26 protein-coding genes are annotated in these 24,721 nt (G+C 53.8%); 15 read left to right on the top strand and 11 right to left on the bottom strand.

From position 1 onward, the window contains the following. Positions 1-37 precede the first annotated feature (37 nt). On the top strand, positions 38-1,429 hold the full coding sequence (locus tag Q1L34_RS15205; protein WP_004861147.1) for an MFS transporter: 1,392 nt from the start codon (positions 38-40) through the stop codon (positions 1,427-1,429). Here Q1L34_RS15205 and pspF read toward each other — a convergent pair. Further along, positions 1,420-2,418, bottom strand: coding sequence for a phage shock protein operon transcriptional activator (pspF, locus tag Q1L34_RS15200; RefSeq protein WP_181147490.1), 999 nt, complete (start codon positions 2,416-2,418; stop codon positions 1,420-1,422). The two genes, Q1L34_RS15205 and pspF, sit on opposite strands and share 10 nt — an antisense overlap. Positions 2,419-2,580: 162 nt before the next feature. On the opposite strand from pspF, the gene pspA reads away from it, so the two are divergent. The 8 genes from pspA (at position 2,581) to Q1L34_RS15160 (ending at position 9,782) form a co-directional block, all read left to right on the top strand. Next, positions 2,581-3,246, top strand: a complete 666-nt coding sequence (gene pspA / locus Q1L34_RS15195; RefSeq protein ID WP_004861156.1) for a phage shock protein PspA — start codon at positions 2,581-2,583, stop codon at positions 3,244-3,246. Between the two features lie 146 nt (positions 3,247-3,392). Beyond that, on the top strand, positions 3,393-3,617 hold the full coding sequence (gene pspB / locus Q1L34_RS15190; RefSeq protein WP_004861160.1) for an envelope stress response membrane protein PspB: 225 nt from the start codon (positions 3,393-3,395) through the stop codon (positions 3,615-3,617). Next, positions 3,617-3,976: an envelope stress response membrane protein PspC gene (gene pspC / locus Q1L34_RS15185; RefSeq protein ID WP_004861164.1), complete on the top strand. Its 360-nt coding sequence runs from the start codon at positions 3,617-3,619 to the stop codon at positions 3,974-3,976. Before pspB ends, pspC begins: the two co-directional genes overlap by 1 nt. Before the next feature lie 19 nt (positions 3,977-3,995). Further along, positions 3,996-4,214, top strand: a complete 219-nt coding sequence (gene pspD / locus Q1L34_RS15180; protein ID WP_004861166.1) for a phage shock protein PspD — start codon at positions 3,996-3,998, stop codon at positions 4,212-4,214. Between the two features lie 204 nt (positions 4,215-4,418). Then, positions 4,419-5,816 (top strand): YcjX family GTP-binding protein, encoded by a 1,398-nt coding sequence (locus Q1L34_RS15175; RefSeq protein WP_004861170.1) that lies wholly within the window; start codon positions 4,419-4,421, stop codon positions 5,814-5,816. Next, positions 5,813-6,874 carry a YcjF family protein gene (locus Q1L34_RS15170; RefSeq protein WP_004861173.1) on the top strand — a complete coding sequence of 354 codons (1,062 nt, stop codon included), beginning with the start codon at positions 5,813-5,815 and terminating at the stop codon, positions 6,872-6,874. The genes Q1L34_RS15175 and Q1L34_RS15170 overlap by 4 nt, the downstream gene beginning before the upstream one ends. A gap of 197 nt (positions 6,875-7,071) precedes the next feature. After that, the gene (gene tyrR, locus Q1L34_RS15165) at positions 7,072-8,613 is read left to right on the top strand and encodes a transcriptional regulator TyrR (RefSeq protein WP_004861176.1); all 1,542 of its coding nucleotides are present in this window, start codon (positions 7,072-7,074) and stop codon (positions 8,611-8,613) included. 113 nt (positions 8,614-8,726) lie between these two features. After that, a complete protein-coding gene (locus tag Q1L34_RS15160) occupies positions 8,727-9,782 on the top strand; it encodes an AbrB family transcriptional regulator (RefSeq protein ID WP_004861179.1) in 1,056 nt (351 codons plus the stop codon). Positions 9,783-9,859: 77 nt separating this feature from the next. Here the strand turns inward: Q1L34_RS15160 and tpx are convergent, their stop codons facing one another. Next, positions 9,860-10,366, bottom strand: coding sequence for a thiol peroxidase (gene tpx / locus Q1L34_RS15155; protein WP_004861181.1), 507 nt, complete (start codon positions 10,364-10,366; stop codon positions 9,860-9,862). 103 nt (positions 10,367-10,469) lie between these two features. On the opposite strand from tpx, the gene ycjG reads away from it, so the two are divergent. Next, positions 10,470-11,435, top strand: a complete 966-nt coding sequence (ycjG, locus tag Q1L34_RS15150) for an L-Ala-D/L-Glu epimerase (RefSeq protein WP_004861183.1) — start codon at positions 10,470-10,472, stop codon at positions 11,433-11,435. On the opposite strand, the gene mpaA is transcribed toward ycjG, so the two are convergent. Next, the gene (mpaA, locus tag Q1L34_RS15145) at positions 11,426-12,139 is read right to left on the bottom strand and encodes a murein tripeptide amidase MpaA (RefSeq protein ID WP_327204139.1); all 714 of its coding nucleotides are present in this window, start codon (positions 12,137-12,139) and stop codon (positions 11,426-11,428) included. The genes ycjG and mpaA overlap by 10 nt on opposite strands. 188 nt (positions 12,140-12,327) lie before the next feature. Between mpaA and Q1L34_RS15135 the strand changes: the two genes are divergently transcribed. Next, entirely contained in the window at positions 12,328-13,947 is a 1,620-nt protein-coding gene (locus Q1L34_RS15135; RefSeq protein WP_004861189.1) for a peptide ABC transporter substrate-binding protein, read from the top strand. A 564-nt stretch (positions 13,948-14,511) separates the two neighbouring features. Here Q1L34_RS15135 and Q1L34_RS15130 read toward each other — a convergent pair. The 3 genes from Q1L34_RS15130 to Q1L34_RS15120 all read right to left on the bottom strand — a co-directional run bounded on the left by Q1L34_RS15130 (position 14,512) and on the right by Q1L34_RS15120 (position 17,312). Next, positions 14,512-15,075: a helix-turn-helix transcriptional regulator gene (locus Q1L34_RS15130; protein ID WP_327204138.1), complete on the bottom strand. Its 564-nt coding sequence runs from the start codon at positions 15,073-15,075 to the stop codon at positions 14,512-14,514. Positions 15,076-16,481: 1,406 nt separating this feature from the next. Then, positions 16,482-16,601: a small membrane protein gene (locus tag Q1L34_RS15125; RefSeq protein ID WP_137056547.1), complete on the bottom strand. Its 120-nt coding sequence runs from the start codon at positions 16,599-16,601 to the stop codon at positions 16,482-16,484. A 516-nt stretch (positions 16,602-17,117) separates the two neighbouring features. Beyond that, complete coding sequence (locus Q1L34_RS15120; RefSeq protein ID WP_015584548.1) at positions 17,118-17,312, bottom strand: hypothetical protein; 195 nt, start codon at positions 17,310-17,312, stop codon at positions 17,118-17,120. 417 nt (positions 17,313-17,729) lie between these two features. Here Q1L34_RS15120 and Q1L34_RS15115 point away from each other — a divergent pair, with 417 nt between their 5' ends. Further along, the gene (locus tag Q1L34_RS15115) at positions 17,730-18,149 is read left to right on the top strand and encodes a translesion error-prone DNA polymerase V autoproteolytic subunit (RefSeq protein WP_015584546.1); all 420 of its coding nucleotides are present in this window, start codon (positions 17,730-17,732) and stop codon (positions 18,147-18,149) included. 2 nt (positions 18,150-18,151) lie between these two features. Continuing rightward, positions 18,152-19,417 (top strand): Y-family DNA polymerase, encoded by a 1,266-nt coding sequence (locus Q1L34_RS15110; protein WP_032717305.1) that lies wholly within the window; start codon positions 18,152-18,154, stop codon positions 19,415-19,417. Positions 19,418-19,530: 113 nt separating this feature from the next. Here Q1L34_RS15110 and Q1L34_RS15105 read toward each other — a convergent pair whose 3' ends face one another. Both Q1L34_RS15105 and Q1L34_RS15100 read right to left on the bottom strand, forming a co-directional pair. Next, a complete protein-coding gene (locus Q1L34_RS15105) occupies positions 19,531-19,842 on the bottom strand; it encodes a hypothetical protein (RefSeq protein ID WP_015584544.1) in 312 nt (103 codons plus the stop codon). Between the two features lie 194 nt (positions 19,843-20,036). Further along, complete coding sequence (locus Q1L34_RS15100) at positions 20,037-20,921, bottom strand: LysR family transcriptional regulator (RefSeq protein ID WP_071359343.1); 885 nt, start codon at positions 20,919-20,921, stop codon at positions 20,037-20,039. Between the two features lie 157 nt (positions 20,922-21,078). Here Q1L34_RS15100 and attM point away from each other — a divergent pair, with 157 nt between their 5' ends. Next, complete coding sequence (gene attM / locus Q1L34_RS15095) at positions 21,079-21,873, top strand: AttM family quorum-quenching N-acyl homoserine lactonase (protein WP_163980129.1); 795 nt, start codon at positions 21,079-21,081, stop codon at positions 21,871-21,873. Between the two features lie 443 nt (positions 21,874-22,316). Further along, complete coding sequence (locus Q1L34_RS15090) at positions 22,317-22,658, top strand: cupin domain-containing protein (RefSeq protein WP_327204137.1); 342 nt, start codon at positions 22,317-22,319, stop codon at positions 22,656-22,658. A 388-nt stretch (positions 22,659-23,046) separates the two neighbouring features. On the opposite strand, the gene Q1L34_RS15085 is transcribed toward Q1L34_RS15090, so the two are convergent. The 3 genes from Q1L34_RS15085 to Q1L34_RS15075 form a co-directional block, all read right to left on the bottom strand. Next, positions 23,047-23,382, bottom strand: coding sequence for a helix-turn-helix domain-containing protein (locus Q1L34_RS15085; RefSeq protein ID WP_015584532.1), 336 nt, complete (start codon positions 23,380-23,382; stop codon positions 23,047-23,049). A 56-nt stretch (positions 23,383-23,438) separates the two neighbouring features. Further along, a complete protein-coding gene (locus tag Q1L34_RS15080; RefSeq protein ID WP_015584531.1) occupies positions 23,439-23,690 on the bottom strand; it encodes a YdgH/BhsA/McbA family protein in 252 nt (83 codons plus the stop codon). A gap of 125 nt (positions 23,691-23,815) precedes the next feature. Continuing rightward, positions 23,816-24,598, bottom strand: a complete 783-nt coding sequence (locus Q1L34_RS15075) for an SDR family oxidoreductase (protein ID WP_032717314.1) — start codon at positions 24,596-24,598, stop codon at positions 23,816-23,818. Between the last annotated feature and the right edge of the window lie 123 nt (positions 24,599-24,721).

The following is a 24,721-nucleotide window of genomic DNA, read 5'->3' as shown; positions in this document are numbered from 1 at the left end:
GCCGTCCTAAAAGGACGAAGTATCCCGGAGGCACTCGATGAGCTCCGTATCTCTGACCGACACACCGTTTGTCGGCACCGATCGTCTGCTGGCGGGCATCGTGCTGAGCGTGCTGACCTTCTGGCTGTTTGCCCAGTCGGTTATCAACGTCGTGCCGGCAATGAAAAACAGTCTGGATATTTCCCTTGAGACGCTGACGCTTGCCGTCAGCCTCAGCGCACTTTTCAGCGGCTGCTTTGTTGTCGCCAGCGGCGGGCTGGCGGATAAATTTGGCCGGATGCGCATGACCCATATCGGCTTAGGATTGAGTATTGCCGGTAGTGCGCTGCTGATCCTGGCCCAGGGACCCTGGCTGTTTCTCGCCGGGCGCGTTTTACAGGGGCTGTCGGCGGCCTGCATCATGCCCGCGACCCTGGCATTGATCAAAACTTGGTATGAAGGCAAGGCCCGCCAGCGCGCAGTGAGCTTCTGGGTTATCGGTTCGTGGGGCGGTAGCGGGCTGTGTTCATTCGTCGGCGGCGCCATCGCGACCGGTCTCGGCTGGCGCTGGATCTTCGTCTTTTCCATTGCCGTTGCGCTGGTGGCGCTGCTGCTGCTTCGCGGCACGCCGGAAAGCCGTAGCGCCGGCGCGCAGCAGCAAAAGCTGGATATCAGCGGCCTGTTGAGCCTGATCGCGTCGCTGGTGCTGTTGAATCTGTTTATCAGTAAGGGGCACGGGTGGGGCTGGAGCAGCGGCCTGTCGCTGACGATGTTTGCCGGTTCGCTGCTGGCGGCAGGGTTTTTCATCCGCAGCGGCCTGCGCAAAGGGGACGCCGCGCTGATTGATTTTGCGCTGTTTCGCAACCGGGCCTACAGCGCCGCCGTGCTGTCAAACTTTCTGCTTAACGGCGCGATTGGCACGATGATGATCACCAGTATCTGGCTGCAAAAAGGGCACAATATGAGCCCGCTGGAGACCGGCGGCATGACGCTGGGCTATCTGGTGACCGTTCTGGCGATGATCCGCGTGGGGGAAAAGCTGCTGCAGCGCTACGGGGCCAGGCTGCCGATGATGACCGGGCCGCTCCTGACCGCCGTGGCGATTGTGCTTATCTCCTGCACCTTTCTCGATAAGTCGCTCTATATCGTCACCGTTTTTCTCAGCAACGTGCTGTTTGGCCTCGGGCTGGGGTGCTATGCGACACCCTCTACCGACACGGCGGTAGTCAACGCGCCGGAAAACAAAGTGGGCGTCGCCTCGGGGATTTACAAAATGGGCAGCTCGCTGGGTGGGGCGATGGGAATTGCGGTGACAGCGTCACTTTTTGCGCTGTTTTTACCGCTCGGTATGGCCAGCGCCGCCCAGTATGCGCTGTGGTTTAACGCGGCGATGTGCCTGGGGGCAACGGTGGTCAGCGCCCTGATGCTGCCGCGTCGGTCTCACAGCTGATGCTTTTTGAGCAGCGCCCGCAGCTGGTGGTAGGTTAACCCAAGCAGCGCCGCCGCCTGTTTCTGATTGTACTTCGCCTGCTGCAGACTCTTCTGCAGCAGGTTTTTTTCTTGTTCCTGCTGGAAGGCCCGCAGATCCAGAGGTAGCGTTGGCCCGGCGGGATTTGCGGCAACGTCTGCGGGGGGCGACTGAAGCGGCAGAGGTTGATGGAACGGATTAATGATGATGTTATCCAGTTCGCTGTCGCTGGTGCCGTGGCGATAGACCGAGCGCTCCACCACGTTTTTCAGCTCACGAATATTCCCCGGCCAGCGATAGCCGAGCAGCGTTTCGCGGGCGCGATCGCTGAAGCCGGGAAACAGCGGCAGACCCAGTTCACGACACATCTGGATAGCGAACTGGTTTGCCAGCAGCATAATGTCGCTCTGTCTGTCGCGTAGCGGCGGCAGCTGCACCACATCGAAGGCGAGGCGGTCGAGGAGGTCGGCGCGGAAATGGCCGGCCTCAACCATCTGCGGCAGATCGGCATTGGTCGCACACACCAGACGCACGTTGACCTGCAGCGGCTGACTGCCGCCCACGCGCTCCAGTTCGCCATATTCAATTACCCGCAGCAGCTTTTCCTGTACCAGCATCGGCGCTGTCGCCAGCTCATCCAGGAACAGGGTTCCACCGTCGGCGCGCTCAAAGCGTCCCGGATGACGCTTGCTGGCTCCGGTAAAGGCGCCGGCTTCATGGCCAAACAGTTCGCTATCCAGCAGATTTTCATTCAGCGCCGCGCAGTTGAGGGAGATGAACGGTCCCTGCCAGCGCGAAGAGAGAAAGTGCAGGCGGTTGGCGATAAGCTCTTTACCGGTGCCGCGTTCACCAATGACCAGCACCGGTTTGTCCAGCGGCGCCAGCCGCGACACTTGTTCCAGCACCTCGAGAAAGCTGTTCGCTTCTCCGAGCAGGTTATCCTTGTATTCCGCCATGATGAAATTCGCCATTTAATCGTGTGATTCACCAGGTTACTGTAGCAACCTGCTGTGCAGATAACAACCACTCCTTTTAAAATCAACAAGATAAAAAGTTGGCACAGGATTTGTATTAATCAGCGTAAGTATCATCACAGGCCCCGGCCTGAAATCAGAACTATGAGGATCAACGTTATGGGTATTTTTTCTCGTTTTGCCGACATCGTGAACGCCAACATCAACTCCCTGCTGGAGAAAGCGGAAGATCCGCAGAAGCTGGTTCGTCTGATGATCCAGGAGATGGAGGATACGCTGGTCGAAGTGCGTTCGACTTCGGCACGCGCGCTGGCGGAAAAGAAACAGCTGAGCCGCCGAATTGAACAAGCGCTTGCCCAGCAGGCCGAGTGGCAGGAAAAAGCGGAACTGGCGCTGCGTAAGGACAAAGAAGATTTGGCGCGTGCCGCGCTTATCGAAAAGCAAAAGCTGACCGACCTTATCGGCAGTCTGGAAAATGAAGCGCAGATGGTTGATGAAACGCTGACGCGCATGAAAAAAGAGATTGGTGAGCTGGAGAATAAACTGAGCGAAACCCGCGCTCGCCAGCAGGCGCTGACTCTGCGTCATCAGGCGGCCAGCTCTTCCCGCGATGTGCGTCGTCAGCTGGATAGCGGTAAAATTGATGAAGCTATGGCGCGTTTTGAATCCTTTGAACGCCGCATCGATCATATGGAAGCCGAAGCGGAAAGCCACGGTTTTGGTAAACAGAAAACGCTGGATCAGCAGTTTGCCGACCTGAAAGCGGATGATGAAATCAGCGCACAGCTGGCGGCGTTGAAAAGCAAAATGAATCAAAACAACTAATGGCATAGGCCAGCGCCTTCGGGACAGGCAGGCCGGGTCTGGCGGCCTCAGCTAAAGCTGGTCGTGGGTCGATGCCCCGACGTTCTGAAGGATAACGCGTTGCGGCGCTGCTATGCGCCGCCGTTCACTCACTGTAAGGAGTACACATGAGTACGCTTTTTATTGCCATACCCCTGACGCTGTTTGTGCTGTTCGTTTTACCGGTCTGGCTTTGGCTGCACTACAACAACCGCACCGCGAGCGGCAGCTTATCGCAGAATGAACAGCAGCGTTTGCTGCAGCTGACCGACGATGCAAAGCGCATGCGCGAACGTATTCAGACGCTGGAAGACATTCTTGATGCCGAACATCCGAACTGGAGAGACAAATAATGGGCGGACTGGATCTGAATAAAAAACTGTGGCGCGTGCCGCAGCACGGCATGGTAAAAGGCGTCTGCGCCGGTATCGCGCAGTATCTGGATGTGCCGGTCAAGCTGGTACGACTGATTACCGTACTGGCGATGATCTTTGGCCTGTTTTTCTTTGTGGTGGTGGCGTACATCATCCTGACATTCGCTCTTGACCCGATGCCGGAAAGTGAATTGTACGGCGAGAAAATGCCGACCAGCGGTGAGCTGCTGGCCGCGGCGGATCAAGAACTGGCGGCCAGCGAACGCCGCCTGCGCGAAATGGAACGCTATGTCACGTCGGATACCTTTACGTTACGCAGCCGTTTTCGCCAGCTCTAACTGAAATCTGAGGTCACGCATGAATATAAAATGGCAGCAGGCGGGGCAAAAAGTGAAACCCGGCCTGAAAATCGCGGGTAAGCTGGTTCTGCTGACTGCGTTACGTTATGGCCCGGCGGGCGTTGCCGGCTGGGCGGTGAAATCGGTGGCGCGTCGGCCATTAAAAATGCTGCTGGCGGTGGCGCTGGAACCGTTGCTCAGCCGTCTGGCCAATCGTTTTGCCCGCGGGATGAAATGATCGAACGAGGCGATGCGTCAGGCGCATCGTACCGACGTCGACGGGGTGGACGGGGTGAACTCGCGCAGGCGCGCCTGCGCGCAGCCACTGAGGTGAATGCCATCAGCGCTCAGCCTCCGGCATCACGGGCGGGAATCTTGCTACTTATCCTCACCTAATAGCTTATAATCAAAGCACTTTCCTTCAGAGCATAACAGGATGGCAATGAAGCGATTCAAAACTGAATTTAATGCGCTGGTGAACCGCGGCGTTGACCGCCATTTGCGTCTGGCGGTTACGGGGCTGAGCCGCAGCGGTAAAACCGCCTTTATCACCGCGCTGGTTAATCAACTGCTGAATATTCACTCCGGGGCGCGCCTGCCGCTGCTTAGCGCGGTGAGAGAAGAGCGCCTGCTTGGCGTCAAACGGGTTCCGCAACGTGATTTCGGCATTCCGCGTTTTACCTATGATGAAGGGCTGGCGCAGCTGTACGGTTCGCCGCCGGTCTGGCCGACGCCGACCCGCGGAGTGAGCGAAATTCGTCTGGCGCTGCGTTACCGCTCCAGCGAATCGCTGTTCCGCCATTTTAAAGAGACCTCCACGCTGTACCTGGAGATTGTCGATTATCCGGGCGAGTGGCTGCTTGATTTACCGATGCTGGCGCAGGACTACCTCAGCTGGTCGCGGCAGATGACCGGCCTGCTGCAAGGGCAGCGTGAGGCGTGGTCAGCCCGCTGGCGTCAGCTCTGTGACGGGCTGGATCCGCTGGCACCGGCGGATGAAAACCGTCTGGCGGAGATTGCCGCCGCGTGGACGGAGTATCTGCATGCCTGTAAACGAGAAGGTCTGCACTTTATTCAGCCGGGACGCTTTGTACTGCCGGGAGATATGGCCGGGGCGCCGGCCCTGCAGTTTTTCCCCTGGCCGGATGTGGACGCAATTGGTGAAGCGAAGCTGGCCCAGGCGGATAAACACAGCAACGCCGGAATGCTGCGCGAACGCTTTAAATATTACTGCGAAAAAGTGGTTAAGGGCTTTTACAAAGACCACTTCCTGCGTTTTGACCGCCAGATCGTGCTGGTGGACTGCCTGCAGCCGCTGAACAGCGGCCCGCAGGCCTTCAACGATATGCGCCTGGCGCTGACTCAGCTGATGCAGAGCTTCCATTACGGTCAGCGAACCCTGTTCCGCCGTCTGTTTTCCCCGGTGATCGACAAGCTGCTGTTTGCCGCGACCAAAGCCGATCATGTCACCGTCGATCAACACGGCAATATGGTTTCTCTGCTGCAGCAGCTGATTCAGGACGCCTGGCAGAATGCCGCGTTCGAAGGCATCAGTATGGATTGTCTGGGACTGGCATCGATTCAGGCGACGCAGAGCGGGTTGATTGAGGTTAACGGCGAGAAGATCCCCGCGCTGCGCGGCAACCGCCTGAGCGACGGTCAGCCGCTGACCGTCTACCCCGGAGAGGTTCCGGCCCGGCTGCCGGGTCAGGCGTTCTGGCAGCAGCAGGGGTTTCAGTTTGAGAATTTCCGTCCGCAGGTGATGGACGTCGATAAGCCGCTGCCGCATATCCGCCTGGATGCCGCGCTTGAATTTTTGATCGGAGATAAATTGCGATGAGCGAACCCTTAAAACCGCGTATCGACTTCGACGGTCCGCTGGAAGCGGAGAAAATGGAGGCGCTGAAATCGGCACGTGCCTTTGACGGCGCGGAAGCGGCGAAATTTGCCCCGGCGCGAGTGGATGCGCTGGAGGAAGACGAAGGGGCGGCAGAAGCGGTGGTCGAATCGGTTCTGCGGCCAAAACGTAGTTTATGGCGCCGCATGGTCAGCGCCGGTCTGGCTATTTTTGGCGTCAGCGTTGTGGCGCAGGGCGTACAGTGGACCCTGACCGCCTGGCAAACCCAGGACTGGATTGCGCTCGGCGGTTGTGCGGCGGGAGCGCTGATTGTCGGCGCCGGTGTTGGGTCGGTCGCGACCGAATGGCGGCGACTGTGGCGTCTGCGCCAGCGGGCCCATGAGCGCGACGAGGCGCGGGATTTGATGCACAGTCACGCGGTCGGAAAAGGGCGCGCGTTTTGCGAGAAACTGGCGCAGCAGGCCGGGCTTGATCAGGCGCATCCTGCGCTGCAGCGCTGGTATGCGGCGATTCATGAAACGCAAAACGATCGGGAAGTGGTCAGCCTGTATGCGCAGCTGGTGCAGCCGGTGCTGGATGCCCAGGCGCGGCGGGAAATCAGCCGTTCGGCGGCGGAGTCCACGCTGATGATCGCCGTCAGCCCGCTGGCGCTGGTGGATATGGCCTTTATCGCCTGGCGTAATTTACGTCTGATCAACCGCATCGCCACGCTGTATGGCATTGAGCTGGGTTATTACAGCCGCCTGCGTCTGTTCCGCCTGGTGCTGCTGAATATCGCCTTTGCCGGCGCCAGCGAACTGGTGCGGGAAGTGGGCATGGACTGGATGTCACAGGACCTGGCAGCCAGACTTTCAGCGCGTGCGGCGCAGGGGATTGGCGCCGGACTGCTTACGGCACGTCTGGGGATTAAGGCCATGGAGCTGTGTCGGCCGCTACCGTGGATCGCTGACGACAAACCGCGGCTGGGCGATTTCCGTCGTGAACTGATTGGTCAGCTGAAAGAGACGCTGCAAAAAAGTAAAAGCGGTCCGCAGCCCTGATCGCCTTCTGATAACCGCCGGGCGACCGGCGGTTTTAGGACATCTCCCCCGGCGCCCGGGGCTTTGAACGGATATCTTTACGCCATAACGGCCGTTTTTCCGCCATGCTGTCAATAATTGTTGACAGCTATCTTCACGCCAGCAAATAACTGTCCTATTATTCATCCGTCATTGGCCTTTTTAGGGTGAATACTCCCATGCGTCTTGAAGTCTTTTGTGAAGACCGTCTTGGTCTGACTCGTGAATTGCTTGATTTGCTGGTGCTCCGCGGTATCGATCTGCGCGGCATCGACATTGATCCCATTGGCCGAATTTATCTTAATTTTGCCGAGCTGGAGTTTGCCAGCTTCAGCAGCCTGATGGCGGAAATCCGCCGGATTGCCGGCGTCACCGACGTGCGTACCGTGCCGTGGATGCCGTCGGAACGTGAACACCTGGCGCTCAGCGCGCTGCTGGTGGCGATGCCGGAGCCGGTGCTGTCGCTGGACACCAAAGGCAAGGTTGAACTGGCGAACCCCGCCAGCTGCCAGCTGTTTGCGCAGAGCCCGGAGCGGCTGCGCAATCATCCGGTCGCTCAGTTAATTACCGATTTTAACGTCCAGCGCTGGCTGGAGAGCAGCCCGCAGGAGTCGCATAGCGAGCATGTGGTGGTTAACGGCCAGAACTTCGTGCTGGAAATCACCCCGGTCTACCTTGAAGGCGAACACGGCGAACGGGTCCTGACCGGTGCGGTGGCGATGCTGCGTTCCACCGTTCGTATGGGGCGTCAGCTGCAAACCATGACGACGCAGGACACCAGTGCCTTCAGTCAAATCCTCGCCGTCGGCCCGAAAATGCGCCATGTCGTCGAACAGGCTCGTAAGCTGGCGATGCTCAGCGCGCCGCTGCTGATCGTCGGCGATACCGGAACCGGCAAAGATTTACTCGCCCACGCCTGCCATCTGGCCAGCCCGCGGGCAAACAAACCCTATCTGGCGCTGAACTGTGGCTCCATCCCGGAAGATGCGGTGGAAAGCGAGCTGTTTGGCGACGCTATTCAAGGCAAAAAAGGCTTCTTTGAGCAGGCGAACGGCGGTTCGGTCCTGCTGGATGAAATCGGCGAAATGTCGCCGCGTATGCAGACCAAGCTACTGCGTTTTCTTAATGACGGCACCTTCCGGCGCGTCGGGGAAGATCACGAAGTTCACGTCGACGTGCGGGTCATCTGCGCGACGCAGAAAAATCTGGTGGAGCTGGTGCAGAAGGGATTATTCCGCGAGGATCTCTACTACCGCCTCAACGTGCTCACCCTCTACCTGCCGCCGCTGCGCGACTGTCCGCAGGATATCATTCCGCTGACGGAGCTGTTTGTTTCCCGGTTTGCCGACGAACAGGGGATCCCGCGACCGAAGCTTTCCGCCGACCTCAGCACGGTGTTGACCCGCTATAGCTGGCCTGGCAACGTTCGCCAGCTGAAGAACGCGGTTTACCGCGCGCTGACCCAGCTCGAAGGCTATGAGATGCGTCCGCAGGATATTCTGTTGCCGGATCACGATGTGGCCTCGCTACCGGTTGGCGAAGAGGCGATGGAAGGGTCGCTGGATGACATTACCCGTCGCTTTGAACGCTCGGTGCTGACCCAGCTTTATCGCAGCTTCCCGAGCACCCGTAAGCTGGCGAAGCGCCTCGGCGTATCGCATACCGCGATCGCCAACAAGCTGCGTGAATACGGTCTGAGCCAGAAGAAAGGCGAAGAGTAGGCGCTGTCACCGGCGGCTCAGGCGGCCGGTGACAATCTGACGCCATAGAGGCTTCAACCTTTCGCCCGCTTCTGTATATACTCAGTTTTCTTCATCTTTTTCCAGGAATACGGATGTCAACTTCGCCGGGTCATCTGCTTCAGTGGATGAAACTGCTGGGACTCTCTGCCGGACTCTCCGGGGTTCTGTTCGGGCTGCACCTGCCTGCGGCATTGCTGCTGGGGCCGATGATCGCCGGGATAACGTTGAGTCTGCGCGGGGCGAGCATTCGCGTTCCGCGGCCGTTTTTTATTGCCGCTCAGGCCATTATTGGCTGCATGATTGCCCGCACCTTAACCCCCTCTGTTTTTAGCGTCCTCATCGGGCACTGGCCGCTGGTGCTGCTTATCCTCTTCTCCACGCTTGCCGTCAGCGCGCTGACGGGGTGGCTGCTGGTGCGCTATAGCGCGCTCCCCGGCGCGACCGGTGCGTGGGGCAGTTCGCCTGGCGGAGCGTCGGCTATGGTGGTGATGGCGCAGGAGTATGGCGCCGATGTGCGGCTGGTGGCCCTGATGCAGTATCTGCGGGTGCTGTTTGTCGCGGGCGCGGCGGCGCTGGTGGTGCGTTTTGCCCTGGGCGGCGATGCGCAGGCGATGACCCAGCAGATCGTCTGGTTTCCACCATTGACGTGGCAGCTGCCGTGGACGCTGCTGCTGACGATGGTCGCGGGATGGCTGGGGCTGAGAATGCGTTTCCCGTCCGGTGCGATGCTATTCCCGATGCTGGCGGGCGCGGTGGTGCAGGGAGAGGGCTGGTGGATGCTTGAGCTGCCTGAATGGCTGCTGGCGCTGGCATATGCCGCCATTGGCTGGAGCGTTGGACTAAAGTTTAATAAAGAGATCTTCCTGCTGGCCCTGAAAACGCTGCCGCAGATTATCGCCTCCATTATCGGCCTGATTGTGGTTTGTGCGCTGCTGGCGCTGGGGGTGACCCAGGTGCTGCCGCTCGATTTTATGACCGCTTATCTGGCGACAAGCCCCGGCGGGCTGGATACGGTGGCGATTATTGCCGCAGGTACGCGGGCGGATATGTCGTTTATTATGGCGATGCAGACGCTGCGTCTGTTTACCATTTTGCTGACCGGCCCGATGATTGCGCGTTTGATTTCGCGCTATGCGCCGCAGAAATAAACAAGCCTCCGCAGAACGGAGGCTTAACGTAGCCGGAAGGCCGGCGGTGACGCCATTTTCCGGGATAGCTTGTGGTCTTAGCCTTTCAGCGAAGCCAGGGCCGCATCGTAGTCCGGCTCTTCGGTGATTTCGTTCACCAGCTGGCTGTAAACAACCTGGTCATTTTCATCAATAACGACCACCGCACGCGCGGCCAGACCGGCCAGCGGACCGGCTGCAATGGCGACACCGTAATCGGCCAGGAACTGCGGAGCGCGCAGCGTGGACAGGGTGACGACATTGTTCAGGCCTTCCGCGCCGCAGAAGCGAGACTGGGCGAACGGCAGGTCGGCAGAGATGCACAGCACAACGGTGTTATCCAGCTCGGAGGCCAGTTGGTTAAATTTACGAACCGATGCCGCGCAAACGCCGGTATCGATGCTCGGGAAAATATTCAGTACTTTACGTTTGCCGGCGAACTGGCTCAGCGCGACGTCAGAGAGATCTTTGGCGACCAGCGTAAACGGCTGCGCGGTAGCGCCAGCCTGCGGAATGGTGCCCTGAACAGAAACGGGGTTGCCCTGGAAATGCACGGTTTGTGACATGTTTATCTTCCTGTTTACATATAGTTAACGTCACGGGTAGTGTATGACATCCGTTATCGGCACGGCAAATCCTATTTAATGTTTCCCCTGGAGGAACCTGGGAATGCGAAACCTGCGAGTGTACGAAGAAGCCTGGCCGTTACATACGCCCTTTGTGATTGCCCGCGGCAGTCGCAGCGAGGCGAAGGTGGTGGTGGTGGAAATTGAAGAGGACGGCGTAAAAGGCGTTGGAGAGTGCACGCCGTACCCGCGCTATGGTGAGAGCCTCGCGTCGGTCATGGCGCAGATCCTCACCATTGGCGAGCAGCTGGAAAGCGGCATGACCCGCGAACAGCTCCAGCATCTGCTGCCGGCAGGGGCCGCGCGCAACGCCGTAGATTGTGCGCTGTGGGATCTGCAGGCCCGTCGCGTCGGGAAAACGATTCCTCAACTGCTGGGTATCGGACTCCCCAATCGGGTGGTGACGGCGCAGACGGTCGTGATCGGAACCCCTGAACAGATGGCGGCCAGCGCCGCCGCGCTGTGGGAGAAGGGGGCCCGACTACTGAAGGTGAAACTGGATAATCATCTGATCAGCGAACGGCTGATTGCCATTCGCAACGTGGTGCCAGAGGCGACGCTGATAGTGGATGCCAATGAATCCTGGTCCAGCGATGGCCTGGCGGCGCGCTGTCAGCTGCTGGCGGACATCGGTGTGGCCATGCTCGAACAGCCGCTTCCAGCGGACGCCGACGACGCGCTGGAAAATTTTATTCACCCGCTGCCCATCTGTGCCGACGAGAGCTGCCACACCCGCGATAGCCTGCCGCAGCTGCGCGGGCGTTATGAGATGGTGAATATTAAGCTGGATAAAACCGGTGGCTTGACCGAAGCGCTGTTTCTGGCGCAGGAGGCCGGGGAGCTGGGGTTTGAACGTATGCTGGGCTGCATGCTCTGCACGTCGCGGGCCATTTCAGCGGCGCTCCCGCTGGTGCCGCTGGCGCGTTTCGCCGATCTGGATGGCCCGACCTGGCTGGCGGTAGATGTTGAGCCGGCGCTGCATTTCAGCACCGGGGTGCTTCATCTCTGAGCGTGCCAGCGCAGTAGAACCATCATTGCCGACAGATGCTTTTCCGTCGCTTCGTCGGCTGAGATGGGCGGAAACTCGGCGGTGATGCAGGGCAGGCCGATATCGGCACACCAGCTGCCAAAAGAGCCGGGGGTTTCGTAACCGACGCTGCCGACCAGCGGCAGGGCAAACGCGTCGGCCAGCCACTGTCCCAGCTCGCTGTGGCCGGGATCTTCAATGCAGGCCAGCGGATCGTGGAAGGAGACGACCCACGCCGGGTGGATCTGATGGATCAGCTGGCACAGTGCCTGGGTTTCCGGTTCTGAACCGGGTTTTTCGCCGGTCAGCAGTACCACATCGCGCTGTTCTGCCGCGCTATTCCAGCGATACACCGTTTCCCCTTCTTTCCAGTTTGCCGCGGGGAAGTTGCGGTTCAGATCGACGCCGCGGGCGTTGGCCCGTAGTCCCAGCTGACAGCCATCGGGATTCACCGCCAGCACGACGTGATGGCGGCGTAATTCCGGTTTCAGGGTACGCAGCGCACAGGAGAGCGTCACGATCGATGAGTTTTCATCGCCGTGGGTACCGGCAAGAATCAGGCCGCTGCGGCTGTCCGCCAGCGGGGCTGGGAACCAGAGCAGCGGCGCGCCAAGATGTGACTGACCATAGCGCTGCGTACCGGGCGGAAAGGCGCCGCGCAGGGGGCGAGGACGGGAAACGGGCATAGGGCATCCTGTTAGCAGGTTATTTTCTGCAGTGTTGTGTAAAAGCCTCCCGGAATCAAATAGTTTCCTGGGGCGGCTAAATCAGTGGACATGTCAATTTTCTATCACAAGCCGTTTGCAATTTCAGGTGATGAAACAAATAATTACCGCTCTGCCAGCTCTGGTTCTTTTATTTTAAAGGGGATCTCATGAAGTATCCTGTCACATTGACATGCGGCGCGCTGTGGTTAGCCAGCGTTTCTTCTCTTGCCTGGGCAGCGGATGTCCCCCAGGGAACCGTATTAGCCGAAAAGCAGCTGCTGGTACGGCATATTAAAGATGAACCCGCATCATTAGATCCCGCCAAAGCCGTTGGTCTGCCGGAAATTCAGGTGATTCGCGATCTTTTTGAAGGTTTAGTCAACCAGGACGCGAAAGGCAATATTATCCCAGGCGTGGCGACCCGCTGGCAGAGTAATGATAACCGCGTCTGGACATTTACGCTGCGCGATAACGCGCGCTGGTCCGATGGCTCACCGGTGACCGCAGAGGACTTTGTCTATAGCTGGCAGCGTCTGGTTGACCCGAAAACCACCTCGCCTTTTGCCTGGTTCGCCGCGCTGGCGGGGATCAGCAACGCGCAAAATATTATCGATGGTAAAGCGGCGCCGCAGACGCTGGGCGTCACCGCCGTTGATGCGCGTACCCTGCGCGTGCAGCTGGATAAACCGCTGCCGTGGTTCAGTAACCTGACGGCCAGCTTCGCCTTTTATCCGGTACAGAAAGCTAACGTAGAGAGCGGTGCTAACTGGACGCGTCCGGGCAATCTTATCGGCAACGGCGCTTACGTTTTAAAAGATCGCGTCGTTAACGAGAAACTGGTGGTCGTGCCGAACAGCCACTATTGGGATAATGCGAAAACGGTTATTCAGCAGGTGACGTTTGTTCCGATCAATCAGGAGTCCTCGGCAACGAAACGCTATCTGGCCGGCGATATTGATATCACCGAGTCTTTCCCGAAGAATCTGTATCAGAAATTGCTGAAGGATATTCCGGGCCAGGTGTATACGCCGCCGCAGCTGGGAACCTATTACTACGCCTTTAATACTCAGAAAGGTCCGACCGCCGATGAGCGCGTGCGTCTGGCGCTGAGCATGACTATCGACCGTCGTCTGATGGCGGAGAAGGTACTGGGAACCGGCGAAAAACCGGCCTGGCATTTTACGCCGGACGTGACCGCCGGGTTTGTACCGCAGCCGTCGCAGATGGAAAGCATGAGTCAGGCCGAGCTGAACGCTCAGGCCAAAGCGCTATTGCAGGCGGCAGGCTACGGTCCCGGTCGTCCGCTGCAGCTGACGCTGCTGTATAACACTTCAGAAAACCACCAGAAAATCGCGATTGCGGTTGCTTCTATGTGGAAGAAAAATCTCGGCGTGGATGTGAAGCTGCAGAATCAGGAGTGGAAAACCTATATCGATAGCCGCAACACCGGTAACTTTGATGTGATTCGCGCTTCGTGGGTAGGGGATTATAACGAACCTTCCACTTTCCTGTCGCTGCTGACCTCGACCCACAGCGGGAATATTTCCCGTTTCAACGACCCGGCCTATGACAAGATTCTGAGCCAGGCGGCACAGGAAACCTCGGATAAAGCGCGTAATGATGATTACAATGCGGCGGAAAAAATCATCATGAGCAAAGCGCCTGTTGCCCCGATCTATCAGTATACCAACGGGCGTCTGATTAAGCCGTGGCTAAAAGGGTATCCGATTAATAACCCGGAAGATGTTGCCTATAGCCGTACGATGTATATCGAGAAGCACCCATAACGCTTACCTCAGCACCATTTCATCAGGGCGCGGTTATCCGCGCCCTGATTTTTTGGCAATATTATTGGCTACGATAGTCCGTTCTGACGTTATGTCAGAGGGGGATAACTTCCTTTTTGCGCAGGCCCGTCTTTATCCTTGTCGCGGCCGCAGTATAAATGCCAGCGCACGGAGGGCTCATTTAGCGTAGCGCAGGGAATATGGTGATTGCGCCCCAAAAACTACGACTTTATTTAGCCGGCATTAAGGAATACGCTGCAGGTGCGGTGGCCGAAAAGGTAAACCGATCGACGATCGTGACTTAAGATTTTTCTTGCGTTTTTAATCCGTGGACTGAAAATCATGCTGCGTTCTTGAATATCCGATGGTTGCATAATAAAGTCAACGCAGTCTAATTGTTGCCCGTTACGGAATACTTTGTATGGTCGCTGTTATTTTAATCTTTATCGTCTGTTTTCTTTTAATTATCACCCTGTGGTCCGTATATTCTTATTAACATAATGTAAAAGGCCGATACATTTCTGAGTCAACCTTTCTTAACGCAGTGGCAGGTAACGGTTTGATTCACTTCTTTTTTTGGCCAAACAGATTAGCAAATTTTTGCAGTTCCTGTTTGTTGGCAAGATTAAATTTAGTCATTACATTCCGTTTGTGTGAAAACACCGTTTTATAGTTCATGCTTAATTTTTTGGCAATATCGGAAGTATTTAATCCAATGCTGGTGGCATAGAGAATCTTTAACTGTATCGCGGTGACCGAATTGCACTGGCAGTCAAGACATCTCCTGAGGCCGCATGATGCTGATTCATTCGTAGTTTTTATGCTGCTGACATCCAGTGCTTTTGCCATGGTCTTTTTGATATTGCCAGGTAAATCTTTTTCGTAGATAAATACAGACCCTTTAATGCAGTTGGGGAGTGGATTTTTTACCACAGGGCCCTTTTGGGAGTGAATGATGAAAATTATGGCGGCGTCGCTTCTGTTATTCAGCGTGTCATGACATAAAGAAAATTCGCCCACCACCATCTCTGTAAAGATGATATCGGCAGTGCTGATGTTTTTTATATTGTAGTTGAAATCATAAGTAATGTTTTCATGCTCAATGATGAGATCTTCAATTAATTTCATTATGGCAAATCGGAAGTAAATATTTTTTATATTAAGTAAGATTCTAGTCATTTAGTGTTCACAGTTAATCGTCAGGGCAAAATATGATAATGTTATATTTTTTATAAATTTTCTTTTATTCATGCATTGCAGCTAAGATATTTCACTACCATTATCTTTGCAAGCGCTGTGGCAAAAATGAGATACAGTCTTACTTTGCTAAGAAAAATCCTATTTAACAATGAATTAGTGCATTGTAATAGTTTGTTTTGTTTTATTTTAAACGAAAATCGCTGCCGCTAGTCGCACAGCGGCGTTGAAGAGAGAGATAGCGCTGTTTTAATAAATAAAGGCACAGCGTAAATTATCTGTATTTCATGATCTTTATGCGTCGATAGTATTATTTAGTCAATATGGGTAAAGACAGTACGGAAGGTTATTACTGCGGGTAACAATGATGTCAGAGTGTGAAATAGCATCGGTGATAAATATGTCGGAGCCCACTCCGCTCGATGCAGCAGGGGAGAATTGATCGCGCCGGGGCCTGGAAAAAAGGGATGCTCTATGACGTCCAGATGGTGTTGCGAGTACCATGCTCTTTCTCATGATAAAGGAGAGAGAATCGACAGATTAATCGCATCATTTCAGGCTGACCACGCTGCGGTAAGGTCAGAGCGACCTGAGTGAATTTGGCCGCGCTGTTTTGCTATCCCGCCGCTGGAAGGCATCTCCTTTCCCTTAACCCGACAGAGCCTCTCCCGTCGGGCGGGAAGCTCAAAGACGCTCCTGGTTCTGTGGCGTATGCGGCGATGATTTCGCGGACTGAAGCGGAAAATGGCCGCTCACTGTACCCCTGTAGGCGTACTGACAGGGGCTGCAAGTATATTTGGTTATCGCATTTTTGTGGGCGTGCAGGAGTTCACTCAACGTCTACAGCGCATTCTCCGGGCAGGTGATATCGTCGATATACAGAATCAACGGATTTCGATGGCTGGCGAGAGGAACCATTGCCCTGATGGCACCGAGTATGAGATGACCTGACGTTCGCAGACGATTTGTGGCGAAAGGATGCGGAGGGATGACACCGACGGGTCAACTCGGGTGGCCAGCAGCAGACCACCGAGAGGACAAACAGCATTTTAATTTCGCGGCACGGCCTGTCAGCATCAATTACCCTTCGGTGTTGATAAGATCGTTAAATAACCATCTTGAGTAACCCACGAGAAATTAAAATCTTATTAATGCAATATTATTAATTGGATTTGCTTATGCGTAATATGGCTAAAACTCATGACCTGTGCGTTTAAAGCGACGTCAACCTTTTGACGCGATCTCGCGTTAAACGGGCCATGTCAGACTATCGAACATTAAGATAAATTCATTTTAGAAAGTTCACCGATGCGTGCCTCTCCAGTGGTGGTTTGTTATTAACGCCTTTTTTTGAACGTAAACTGCTGCTTTTTTCTGTCCTTGATATAAGAAACGAGAGAAAAAACAGCAACCAGAAGCAGTACTATAGCTAATACTAAAAAGAATAAGTTTGCCATGTGGTTTAGTCCCCGAGAAGTTCATGGATATTCTTGCTTTTATGAAAGCGAATCTACTCCAGGATTAAGAAAAATCCTAACTAAATATTTTAATGGAATGTGAAAAAAGTTTTTTTAATTCTGTTTATGCCGTTAGTGCGAGATTTTGTGCCAATCATGCCGCGATGGCGTAGCATTATATGGTTATTGATAATGGATTTTTCGCTCAAAAACATCGGGTACGCTGCGGTTGGCCTGTGAGGCAGATAAGCAGAAAAAAGAGGCCGGTAGCAGGCGATATCTGATTAATAACTCACTGGAAATAGCAAACGGGCGGCGTGGCGGGAGTTTTAGTGAAACATGAGGCAGCAGGTCTCGCGAGAGACCTGCTGAAGAGGCCTGTTTAGCACAATACGCGCGCGGATCGCGCGTGACAGCCCTCCGTGAGCGGGTAACGACGGGCTGTTCATCCATAAACGCTCACCGGACTGCTGTGCCCGAATGAGAAATAAAAACCTGTGCGGATTCCGACCGGCGTCAATCCACGTTATTGAAGTAGTCCCGCGCAACGGCTTCGACGCGCTTTGAATCAATACCCGTTTTTTCGGTAATCAACTCAATGAACTGCTTGAACTTATCGCTCATGACATTACCGCCGTCCCAATGGGCGACGTAGAATCGGCACTGATAGCGATAAAAGTGGAGGGTGGTATCTCCTAACGTGTAATACATAAGAATCTCCAGTTCAGTATGTCGGATACATCGCCGGTATGGTGGGGATAGCGATGGCCCATAACGGTCGGTTGCACAGAGACTATCCTCCTCCCAATCGGCGCAAATTTCCAGAGATGCGACTTACTCTTTGCCAATTTTCTGGTCACTTCTTCTGCCAGCGATCGTGTTTATGGTGGGCATCTGGCGAGTGATATCTCTTATCGTGCCGGCCGGTGACCGTAGCTTTTGCTTTATCGTCCGCCTTTTCTCGCTGCCTTGCCCTGCAGACCAGAGCCTTGCCTTATAAGCACAAAGAGTCGTCATGAAATCAGAGGGATACGCCGCCAGTACTCCGTTAGCACGCAGGCAGCCCTTGATTTCTTTCATCGATCGATAATACTGTATGTGTATACAGTATTTTTGATGGTGATTATCATGCGGTTTTTCACACCTGCCGACCTACGCCAGATCGTGGCGTTGCCTTTGTTCAGCGATCTTGTGCCATGCGGCTTTCCGAGTCCGGCACAGGATTATGTCGAGCGGCGTATTGACCTGAATGAACTGATGATTCAGCACCCGAGCGCGACCTATTTTGTGAAATCCACCGGCGATTCAATGATCGACGCCGGAATTGGCGAAGGGGATTTGCTGGTGGTGGATAGCTCCCGTAAGGCTGAGCATGGCCATATCGTTATTGCCGCGGTCGATGGCGAATTTACCGTTAAGCGCCTGCAACTGCATCCCGTTGCGATGCTTAAGCCTGAAAACAGCGCCTATTCACCGATTGTGATTGGCCGCGAAGATCGTCTGGATATTTTCGGGGTGGTGACCTACATCGTGAAGTCTGTGAGCTGATCATGTTTGCGCTGTGCGATGTGAATTCGTTTTATGCCTCGTGTGAAACCGTTTTTCGCCCGGACCTGAAGGGGCGGCCCGTGGTGGTGTTATCCAATAACGACGGATGCGTTATTGCGCGTTCTGCCGAAGCGCAATCGCTGGTGAAAACCGGTGAACCGTACTTCAAACTGAAGGATCTCTTCAGGCGTCACCGGGTGGTTTGCTTCAGTAGCAACTATGAACTCTATGCGGATATGTCCAATCGGGTGATGACCACGATCGAGGAGATGTCTCCCCGCTGCGAAATATACTCTATTGATGAGATTTTTTGTGACCTTACCGGCGTGCGCAACTGTCGCGATCTGACGGAGTTTGGGCGCGAAATCAGAGCCACGGTTTTGCAACGTACGCATCTGACGGTTGGGGTGGGGATCGCTCAGACCAAAACCCTGGCCAAACTGGCGAACTATGCGGCCAAAAAATGGCAACGGCAGACCGGAGGGGTGGTCGATCTGTCAAATATTGCGCGTCAGCGGAGGCTCATGGCGGCATTAAATGTCGGTGACGTCTGGGGCGTAGGTCGGCGGATTGCGAAAAAACTGGAAGGGCTGGGCATCAGGACCGTCCTGCAGCTGGCAGACACCGATATTCGGTTTATCAGAAAGCATTTCAACGTTGTGCTGGAGAGAACCGTGCGTGAACTCCGCGGCGAGCCATGTCTTGAACTGGAAGAATTTGCTCCGATCAAACAGGAGATTATCTGCTCCCGGTCCTTCAGCCACTACATCGTGGAATATGAGGAGATGCGGCAGGCTATTTGCAGCTATGCCACACGGGCTGCGGAGAAACTGCGTAGCGAGCATCAATATTGCCGCTTTATCTCCGCGTTTGTTAAAACCTCGCCATTTGCGCACAACGAGCCGTATTACAGCAACAGCGCATCGGTAAAGCTGCTGACCCCCACCCAGGACAGCCGGGATATTATCGGCGCGGCGATGCGCTGCCTGGATGCCATCTGGAAAGATGGTCAGCGGTATCAGAAAGGGGGGGTTATGCTGGGTGACTTTTATAGTCAGGGGGTGGCGCAGCTTAACCTGTTCGATGAAAATGCGCCGCGACACAACAGCCAGAAGCTGATGGAGGTGTTGGATCGTCTGAATGCGAAAGAGGGGCGCGAAACGCTTTATTTCGCCGGACAGGGTATCCAGCCGCAGTGGCGGATGAAACGGGAAATGCTTTCGCCGAGATATACCACGCGCTATGCCGACCTGCTCACGGTTAAGTGATACTCCTCCGGTCATTACCTGTCAGCTTGTGCCAGAAGCGAACGCTGAGAAGGAGAATTTTTGCAAGGTTACGACCATTCCGGGTGACCGATAAGGGGGCCCCGGAAATGGCGTTAAAGCGGTGAAATAGCTTCTACAACATGCTGAAAGACGTAGGGGTCGGAAAGGAGCTCAAATTCTTCGTCATCTGGATAAGTAACTGCGACCTGATAGTTTTCTCCAGCAAATGCTTTCACCGACGGTAAATCCTGCCAGTAAGTCGCCAGAAAGAAGTGCTCCCGATCGCCCTGAGTCTCCCTGCGTACAAAGGCGCCTCTGTTCCCCTCGATACTCCTTGCGTGTTCCACGCCTGTCCGCTGAAGATGATTCGCAAAACCTTCTGCGTGTTTAAGCGGGACACAACCGTGCCAGGTCCTTACAATCATTTGCTTCCCTCATTTAACGACAGAATATCACCCTGGCACCTAAAGAGATCATGATGGGCAATTTGCGGCGCAATCCGCACAATATTTATCCTGATTAAGTCGTGAGTCTCTCCTGCAGGTCCGCTCCTTGCGCCAGTAAAACGGCATGTTTCCTGGCGCTGTCTGCTGTGGGCCAGGGGAGGAGGTGATTAACCTCACAACATCCCTGGCAGCGAATCTCTGAGATAACCCTCTAGCAGCGACGCACAAATTCGCGTTTCATTTGACATCATGCCTGCCGGTGGATGAAGTAACCAGGCACTAAAAGGCGGTAGCGGGTAGTGGCTTAAAAGGGGGATTAATCTCCCCTGTTCAATGGCGTTCTTGCAGACTGGATATTGCAAAACACCGATCCCATGCCCGGCTAATAAATAGGTGAAGACACTCCGCCAGTGCGTGGAACGAAATTTAACGTTAATGGGAGCATTAATGTGTTGATCTTCAGCGGTCATTAATGGAATGCGATTATTGGCGAAAATTCCCGATACCGCAGCAAAAGGATAACGGACCAGTTCTTCCGGAGATTGTGGCGAACCCATTTTCGCCAGGAGGGCAGGCGATGCCAGTAACATTCTGTGCACGATACCGAGTGGACGCGCGACAAAAAAACCTTCCGTGACCTCTCCAAGTCTCAATGACAAATCCACACCTTCAGTGACAGGATCGATGACGCGGTCGTTAAAAATCATATCGATCTGCAGATCGGGATGTTCCTTCTGAAGCTGCAATATTGCAGGCATCAGCACGCTGTCTCCAACGGAGTAAGGGGTGGCAATACGTATTTTGCCTTGCAAACCCTGATGTTCTTCGTTCACCGACAGCGCGTGATCAGCCGCCTGAAGCGCCGTTTTGCTCCGCTCATAAAACAGATTACCGCTATGCGTCAGAGACATATTACGCGTATTGCGTCTTAGCAAACGCGTACCAAGGTGCGTTTCCAGTTTTTCAATCCGTTCACTGACGGCAGGTTGCCCAATACCGAGATCGCGGGCAGCAGCCGACATGCTGCCCCGCTCAACCACCCTGACGAATATGCGCATTGCTGAGAGTATATCCATTCAACGATTATATTGGTTTTACTGATATATGTAAGTGGATACAGGATTCTACTGCTCTCCTTCGAAATAATGGAAACTTAACGCCAGAGTCAGCCCTGGACCGTGGAGTCATATAATTCATTAATTTTTATGGAGATTTATCATGTCAGATATCAAGCTTTTTATGTTCCAGTCAGGAATACAGCAATGTAAATATCAGCATATCCGTATGAATCAAGGCGCAGGAGAGCGCTATGAGATACCTGTCCCCTGGTTCTTACTGACACATCCGGATGGCTTTGCTCTGATCGACGGTGGCCTGGCTGTCGAAGGATTGAAAGACCCCCATGCTTACTGGGGCAGTGCGGTAGAGCTGTTTAAGCCGGTGATGTCAGCAGAACAGGGTTGCGTAGAACAGCTCAAAAAAATTGGCATTGCCCCTGAGGAAATCCGCTACGTGCTAGTGTCCCACTTGCACTCGGATCATACTGGCGCGATTGGGCGCTTCCCCAACGCCACTCATATAGTGCAAAAATGTGAGTATGAATATGCTTATGCCCCTGACTGGTTTACCTCTGGCGCCTATTGTAGAAAGGATTTTGACCATCCTGAACTTGACTGGTTGTTTCTAAACGGTCTGTCAGATGATCGCCATGACCTGTACGGTGATGGCACGTTACAATGTATTTTCACGCCCGGGCATTCGCCAGGACATCAATCTTTTCTTATCAGGTTACCGAGCGGTACAACCTTTATGCTCGCCATTGATGCGTGTTATACCCTCGATCATTATCATGATCGAGCGCTTCCAGGTCTGATGACGTCAGCCAGTGACGTTGCTCAGTCTGTACGAAAGTTGCGCCAACTTACCCGGCAACATAATGCGCTACTTATTCCCGGGCACGATCCTGAAGAATGGCGCAAATACAGGCTTGCGCCAGCCTGTTACGGTTGATTTGTTCCTGATGTATGCCTGTCAGTGGCATGAGCGGATCGGTAAAATACCGTCACGCGCACCGGCAAGAGCCAGTGCAGGTTAATGGCAAAAAAATAATGCGCTGAATGTCAGCGGCCATGGGGCGTACGCTGGGGGGGGGAATGAAGTAAACAAGCCTGAGCGGGCGTACAGCCACGCCGCTGACTTCATTTCTTTCGTCCCCGTTGCCAACTGCATATTCAGCCGCTTCCCTTTAGTGTCAGATACGGACGTGATTACCTCATCGACTTTTTGATAACTATTGTTCTGCTCAGGGGGCTGAATCTTACATTTCAGCATTAATAGCCGCATCGGGGAGGGATTTATTCTCTTTTTCAACTTCTTTTGCCATATTTGTTATATGTCGACCGGTCACTTATATGGCATATAAGTATTAAATGAACATCAAAGGGAGTGACCTTATGCCGCTTTATGATCTCAGAACCGAAGCACATGCTATACCGGAGGCATGGCACTCTCATATTTTAGGTCGCGTTGGCGCTGCGAATCTCAAAGTCTTACGTATGGATAAGCGCTCAGCAACTGAAGAAGTACATGAGTATGACGAGGAGTTACTGGTCATTGACGGATGCCTCGAACTGAGCGTGGAGGGTAAAAAAATCTCTGTAACGTCTGGCCAGCTTTATGTAGCCAAAGCGGGCATTCCTCATACTGTGGAAACCGGTAGTTTTGGCACCCTGATTATTATAGATTTAGCAGAAATCACAGTTTCCTGCGGACTCATTGGGGAAGAGTCTGAATGACGGGTAATATCTCTTTTCCACCGATAGCCAATATTTTATCCGCGTGATGCGACGAGCCTCGCCGACTATTGCAACGATATTATGTCCACTTTGTACCATGAGCCGATAAGGTGAACATAACGGTACGTCAGATACCTAAAAGCTCATGTTTCGCGTGGATAGATGATGTGGCGACGTGGCTCAGATATCGATCGGCTACGGGTCTGTTTTCCTGCCGATGTACAACGGCTAAAGGCGCAGACACCGGGCGTGACAACCGTATACCATAGGTTATGAGCCTCGTTCAGAACAAGACGCTGCTGGAGTAAAAAGGCCTGCAGCTGCTGGTGCTGGAATAAATTTCTGTTTGCGTGATATTAAAAAATTTGCGTGGTTCAAGCCGTTGTTATTATTTTATTCTTTTAGCGTGTCGATACCTTAATGGTGGCAGTTTATAATTTTTAGAAAAAATGCGTGTAAAGGTCTGCTGTGAGTCAAATCCATATTTATAGGCTATGCTGATCACGGGTTCATCTGTCTCAATAAGATCTTTTGCCGCCAGACTGAGTTTCTTATCTCTGATATATTTCCCCAGGCTCACTGCTTTTACCTGTACAAAAACCCGCTGAAGATGCCACCTGGAATATCCTGCCCGCGCAGCAACATCCTCAATCCTCAGCGGTTTGTGTAAGTTTGAATCAATCCATTGGGTTATCTCATCGATGATGTCTTCTGTTCTGAACATAAATCGATGCTCATAATAAAAGGTTTATGAAACATCCTTTACAGGATGCTAATGATTCATTTATAGATTTCAGCCACTCCGTGTAGCCTGTTATTTCCGGTCGCGGACAGGATTTTGAATGACGTGGCACCTTGCTCATCGGCCTTACGAGAAAGCGCAGTCGATAACTCATCAAGCGTAAGGGCATTGCTGGCTGAGACCACACCTATTTTTTCTTTGCCATCTGCATGATTAAGTTCCTGAGCTGCAGATGCGGCATTCACAGCAATAAATCCCATGAACAATAGCGTAATAAGTCGTGCTTTCATATTCTATACCTCTTTTAAATAATAGGGTTGAAACTGGACTTCTGTCAGGAGGAAGGCCCTCCGTCTTGATAGTTAAATATACCGATCTAAGCTGTCATCAGGCTGACCGCGATATGACAAAATTGTCAGGTTTTTAGCTTAGCTGGAATACAGTTCAGCTCGTGAATAATGCACTCAGGCTCTTCACTGAGGGGCATATTGTCCATATCCAGAATTCCATCATTTTTTTGGCGATGATCCGTCCGCAGAGCTGCAAACAGAGGGGTGAGATCCTGCTGCGCTTCCCCTCGTTCTGCCACCAGCTCGAACGTTTTATTTTTTGCCGCATCGTTGCTCAGGGCGCTGACCAGAACCCGGGCGATTTGCTCTCGGGATATCACGCCATCTTCCGGCGTTCCCGTATGGCGTCGATCGCCCTGCAGCATAACGATTCTGTGCTCATCATCCTTGTTGTAATCAAACCAACCGGGCCTGACGATGGTGTAGGGATGGCCGCTCGCCCTGACCAGACGTTCGGCTCGTCTTTTCCAGTCATGAACCTCAGTACGTTGATTCCAGGTGCTGAGCCGTTCAGTCACGCCAATCGTGGTCATTAAGCTGATGCGAACAGGGGTATCCTTGAAGATGCGCAAAATGTTACGCACACCGCCGTAATCTATCGCTCTGGCACCAATACGACCCTGGCCATCGGAACCGAGCGTGAAGATGACCGCAGCAATATCTTTCGGTAAATCGGTGAGGGTTTCGGGCATGGAAACATCGCCGTAAAAAACATCCGTTCCACGAGGAAGCCATTTTACTTTGTGCTTATTTCTGACCAGCGCCACGGGGTGATGGCCCATTTCAATAGCGGTATTCACGACATGAAGACCAATACTTCCTGTCGCTCCGGCAACGAGTATTTTCATGATAAACCTTCTGATAATTCAGATTTATTTTCGATATGGCCAGAATATCAATTATCATTATTGTCAGTAATGGGGCACAAATGATTGTGTCTATGAACACCCTTCATGAGTGCGCTGCGAAGG

The organism is Klebsiella ornithinolytica (genome assembly GCF_030505655.1).
In the GTDB taxonomy this organism is placed as follows: domain Bacteria; phylum Pseudomonadota; class Gammaproteobacteria; order Enterobacterales; family Enterobacteriaceae; genus Klebsiella; species Klebsiella ornithinolytica.
Note: the sequence above shows the minus strand (reverse complement) of the source record. Positions and strands in the feature narration are given on the sequence as shown.

What these genes read in the sequence shown, in the direction of transcription:
- Q1L34_RS15205 (WP_004861147.1), top strand. Translation starts at nt 38, where the DNA reads ATGAGCTCCGTATCTCTGACCGACACACCGTTTGTCGGCACCGATCGT.
- pspF (WP_181147490.1), bottom strand. Translation starts at nt 2,418, where the DNA reads ATGGCGAATTTCATCATGGCGGAATACAAGGATAACCTGCTCGGAGAA.
- pspA (WP_004861156.1), top strand. Translation starts at nt 2,581, where the DNA reads ATGGGTATTTTTTCTCGTTTTGCCGACATCGTGAACGCCAACATCAAC.
- pspB (WP_004861160.1), top strand. Translation starts at nt 3,393, where the DNA reads ATGAGTACGCTTTTTATTGCCATACCCCTGACGCTGTTTGTGCTGTTC.
- pspC (WP_004861164.1), top strand. Translation starts at nt 3,617, where the DNA reads ATGGGCGGACTGGATCTGAATAAAAAACTGTGGCGCGTGCCGCAGCAC.
- pspD (WP_004861166.1), top strand. Translation starts at nt 3,996, where the DNA reads ATGAATATAAAATGGCAGCAGGCGGGGCAAAAAGTGAAACCCGGCCTG.
- Q1L34_RS15175 (WP_004861170.1), top strand. Translation starts at nt 4,419, where the DNA reads ATGAAGCGATTCAAAACTGAATTTAATGCGCTGGTGAACCGCGGCGTT.
- Q1L34_RS15170 (WP_004861173.1), top strand. Translation starts at nt 5,813, where the DNA reads ATGAGCGAACCCTTAAAACCGCGTATCGACTTCGACGGTCCGCTGGAA.
- tyrR (WP_004861176.1), top strand. Translation starts at nt 7,072, where the DNA reads ATGCGTCTTGAAGTCTTTTGTGAAGACCGTCTTGGTCTGACTCGTGAA.
- Q1L34_RS15160 (WP_004861179.1), top strand. Translation starts at nt 8,727, where the DNA reads ATGTCAACTTCGCCGGGTCATCTGCTTCAGTGGATGAAACTGCTGGGA.
- tpx (WP_004861181.1), bottom strand. Translation starts at nt 10,366, where the DNA reads ATGTCACAAACCGTGCATTTCCAGGGCAACCCCGTTTCTGTTCAGGGC.
- ycjG (WP_004861183.1), top strand. Translation starts at nt 10,470, where the DNA reads ATGCGAAACCTGCGAGTGTACGAAGAAGCCTGGCCGTTACATACGCCC.
- mpaA (WP_327204139.1), bottom strand. Translation starts at nt 12,139, where the DNA reads ATGCCCGTTTCCCGTCCTCGCCCCCTGCGCGGCGCCTTTCCGCCCGGT.
- Q1L34_RS15135 (WP_004861189.1), top strand. Translation starts at nt 12,328, where the DNA reads ATGAAGTATCCTGTCACATTGACATGCGGCGCGCTGTGGTTAGCCAGC.
- Q1L34_RS15130 (WP_327204138.1), bottom strand. Translation starts at nt 15,075, where the DNA reads ATGAAATTAATTGAAGATCTCATCATTGAGCATGAAAACATTACTTAT.
- Q1L34_RS15125 (WP_137056547.1), bottom strand. Translation starts at nt 16,601, where the DNA reads ATGGCAAACTTATTCTTTTTAGTATTAGCTATAGTACTGCTTCTGGTT.
- Q1L34_RS15120 (WP_015584548.1), bottom strand. Translation starts at nt 17,312, where the DNA reads ATGTATTACACGTTAGGAGATACCACCCTCCACTTTTATCGCTATCAG.
- Q1L34_RS15115 (WP_015584546.1), top strand. Translation starts at nt 17,730, where the DNA reads ATGCGGTTTTTCACACCTGCCGACCTACGCCAGATCGTGGCGTTGCCT.
- Q1L34_RS15110 (WP_032717305.1), top strand. Translation starts at nt 18,152, where the DNA reads ATGTTTGCGCTGTGCGATGTGAATTCGTTTTATGCCTCGTGTGAAACC.
- Q1L34_RS15105 (WP_015584544.1), bottom strand. Translation starts at nt 19,842, where the DNA reads ATGATTGTAAGGACCTGGCACGGTTGTGTCCCGCTTAAACACGCAGAA.
- Q1L34_RS15100 (WP_071359343.1), bottom strand. Translation starts at nt 20,921, where the DNA reads ATGCGCATATTCGTCAGGGTGGTTGAGCGGGGCAGCATGTCGGCTGCT.
- Q1L34_RS15090 (WP_327204137.1), top strand. Translation starts at nt 22,317, where the DNA reads ATGCCGCTTTATGATCTCAGAACCGAAGCACATGCTATACCGGAGGCA.
- Q1L34_RS15085 (WP_015584532.1), bottom strand. Translation starts at nt 23,382, where the DNA reads ATGTTCAGAACAGAAGACATCATCGATGAGATAACCCAATGGATTGAT.
- Q1L34_RS15080 (WP_015584531.1), bottom strand. Translation starts at nt 23,690, where the DNA reads ATGAAAGCACGACTTATTACGCTATTGTTCATGGGATTTATTGCTGTG.
- Q1L34_RS15075 (WP_032717314.1), bottom strand. Translation starts at nt 24,598, where the DNA reads ATGAAAATACTCGTTGCCGGAGCGACAGGAAGTATTGGTCTTCATGTC.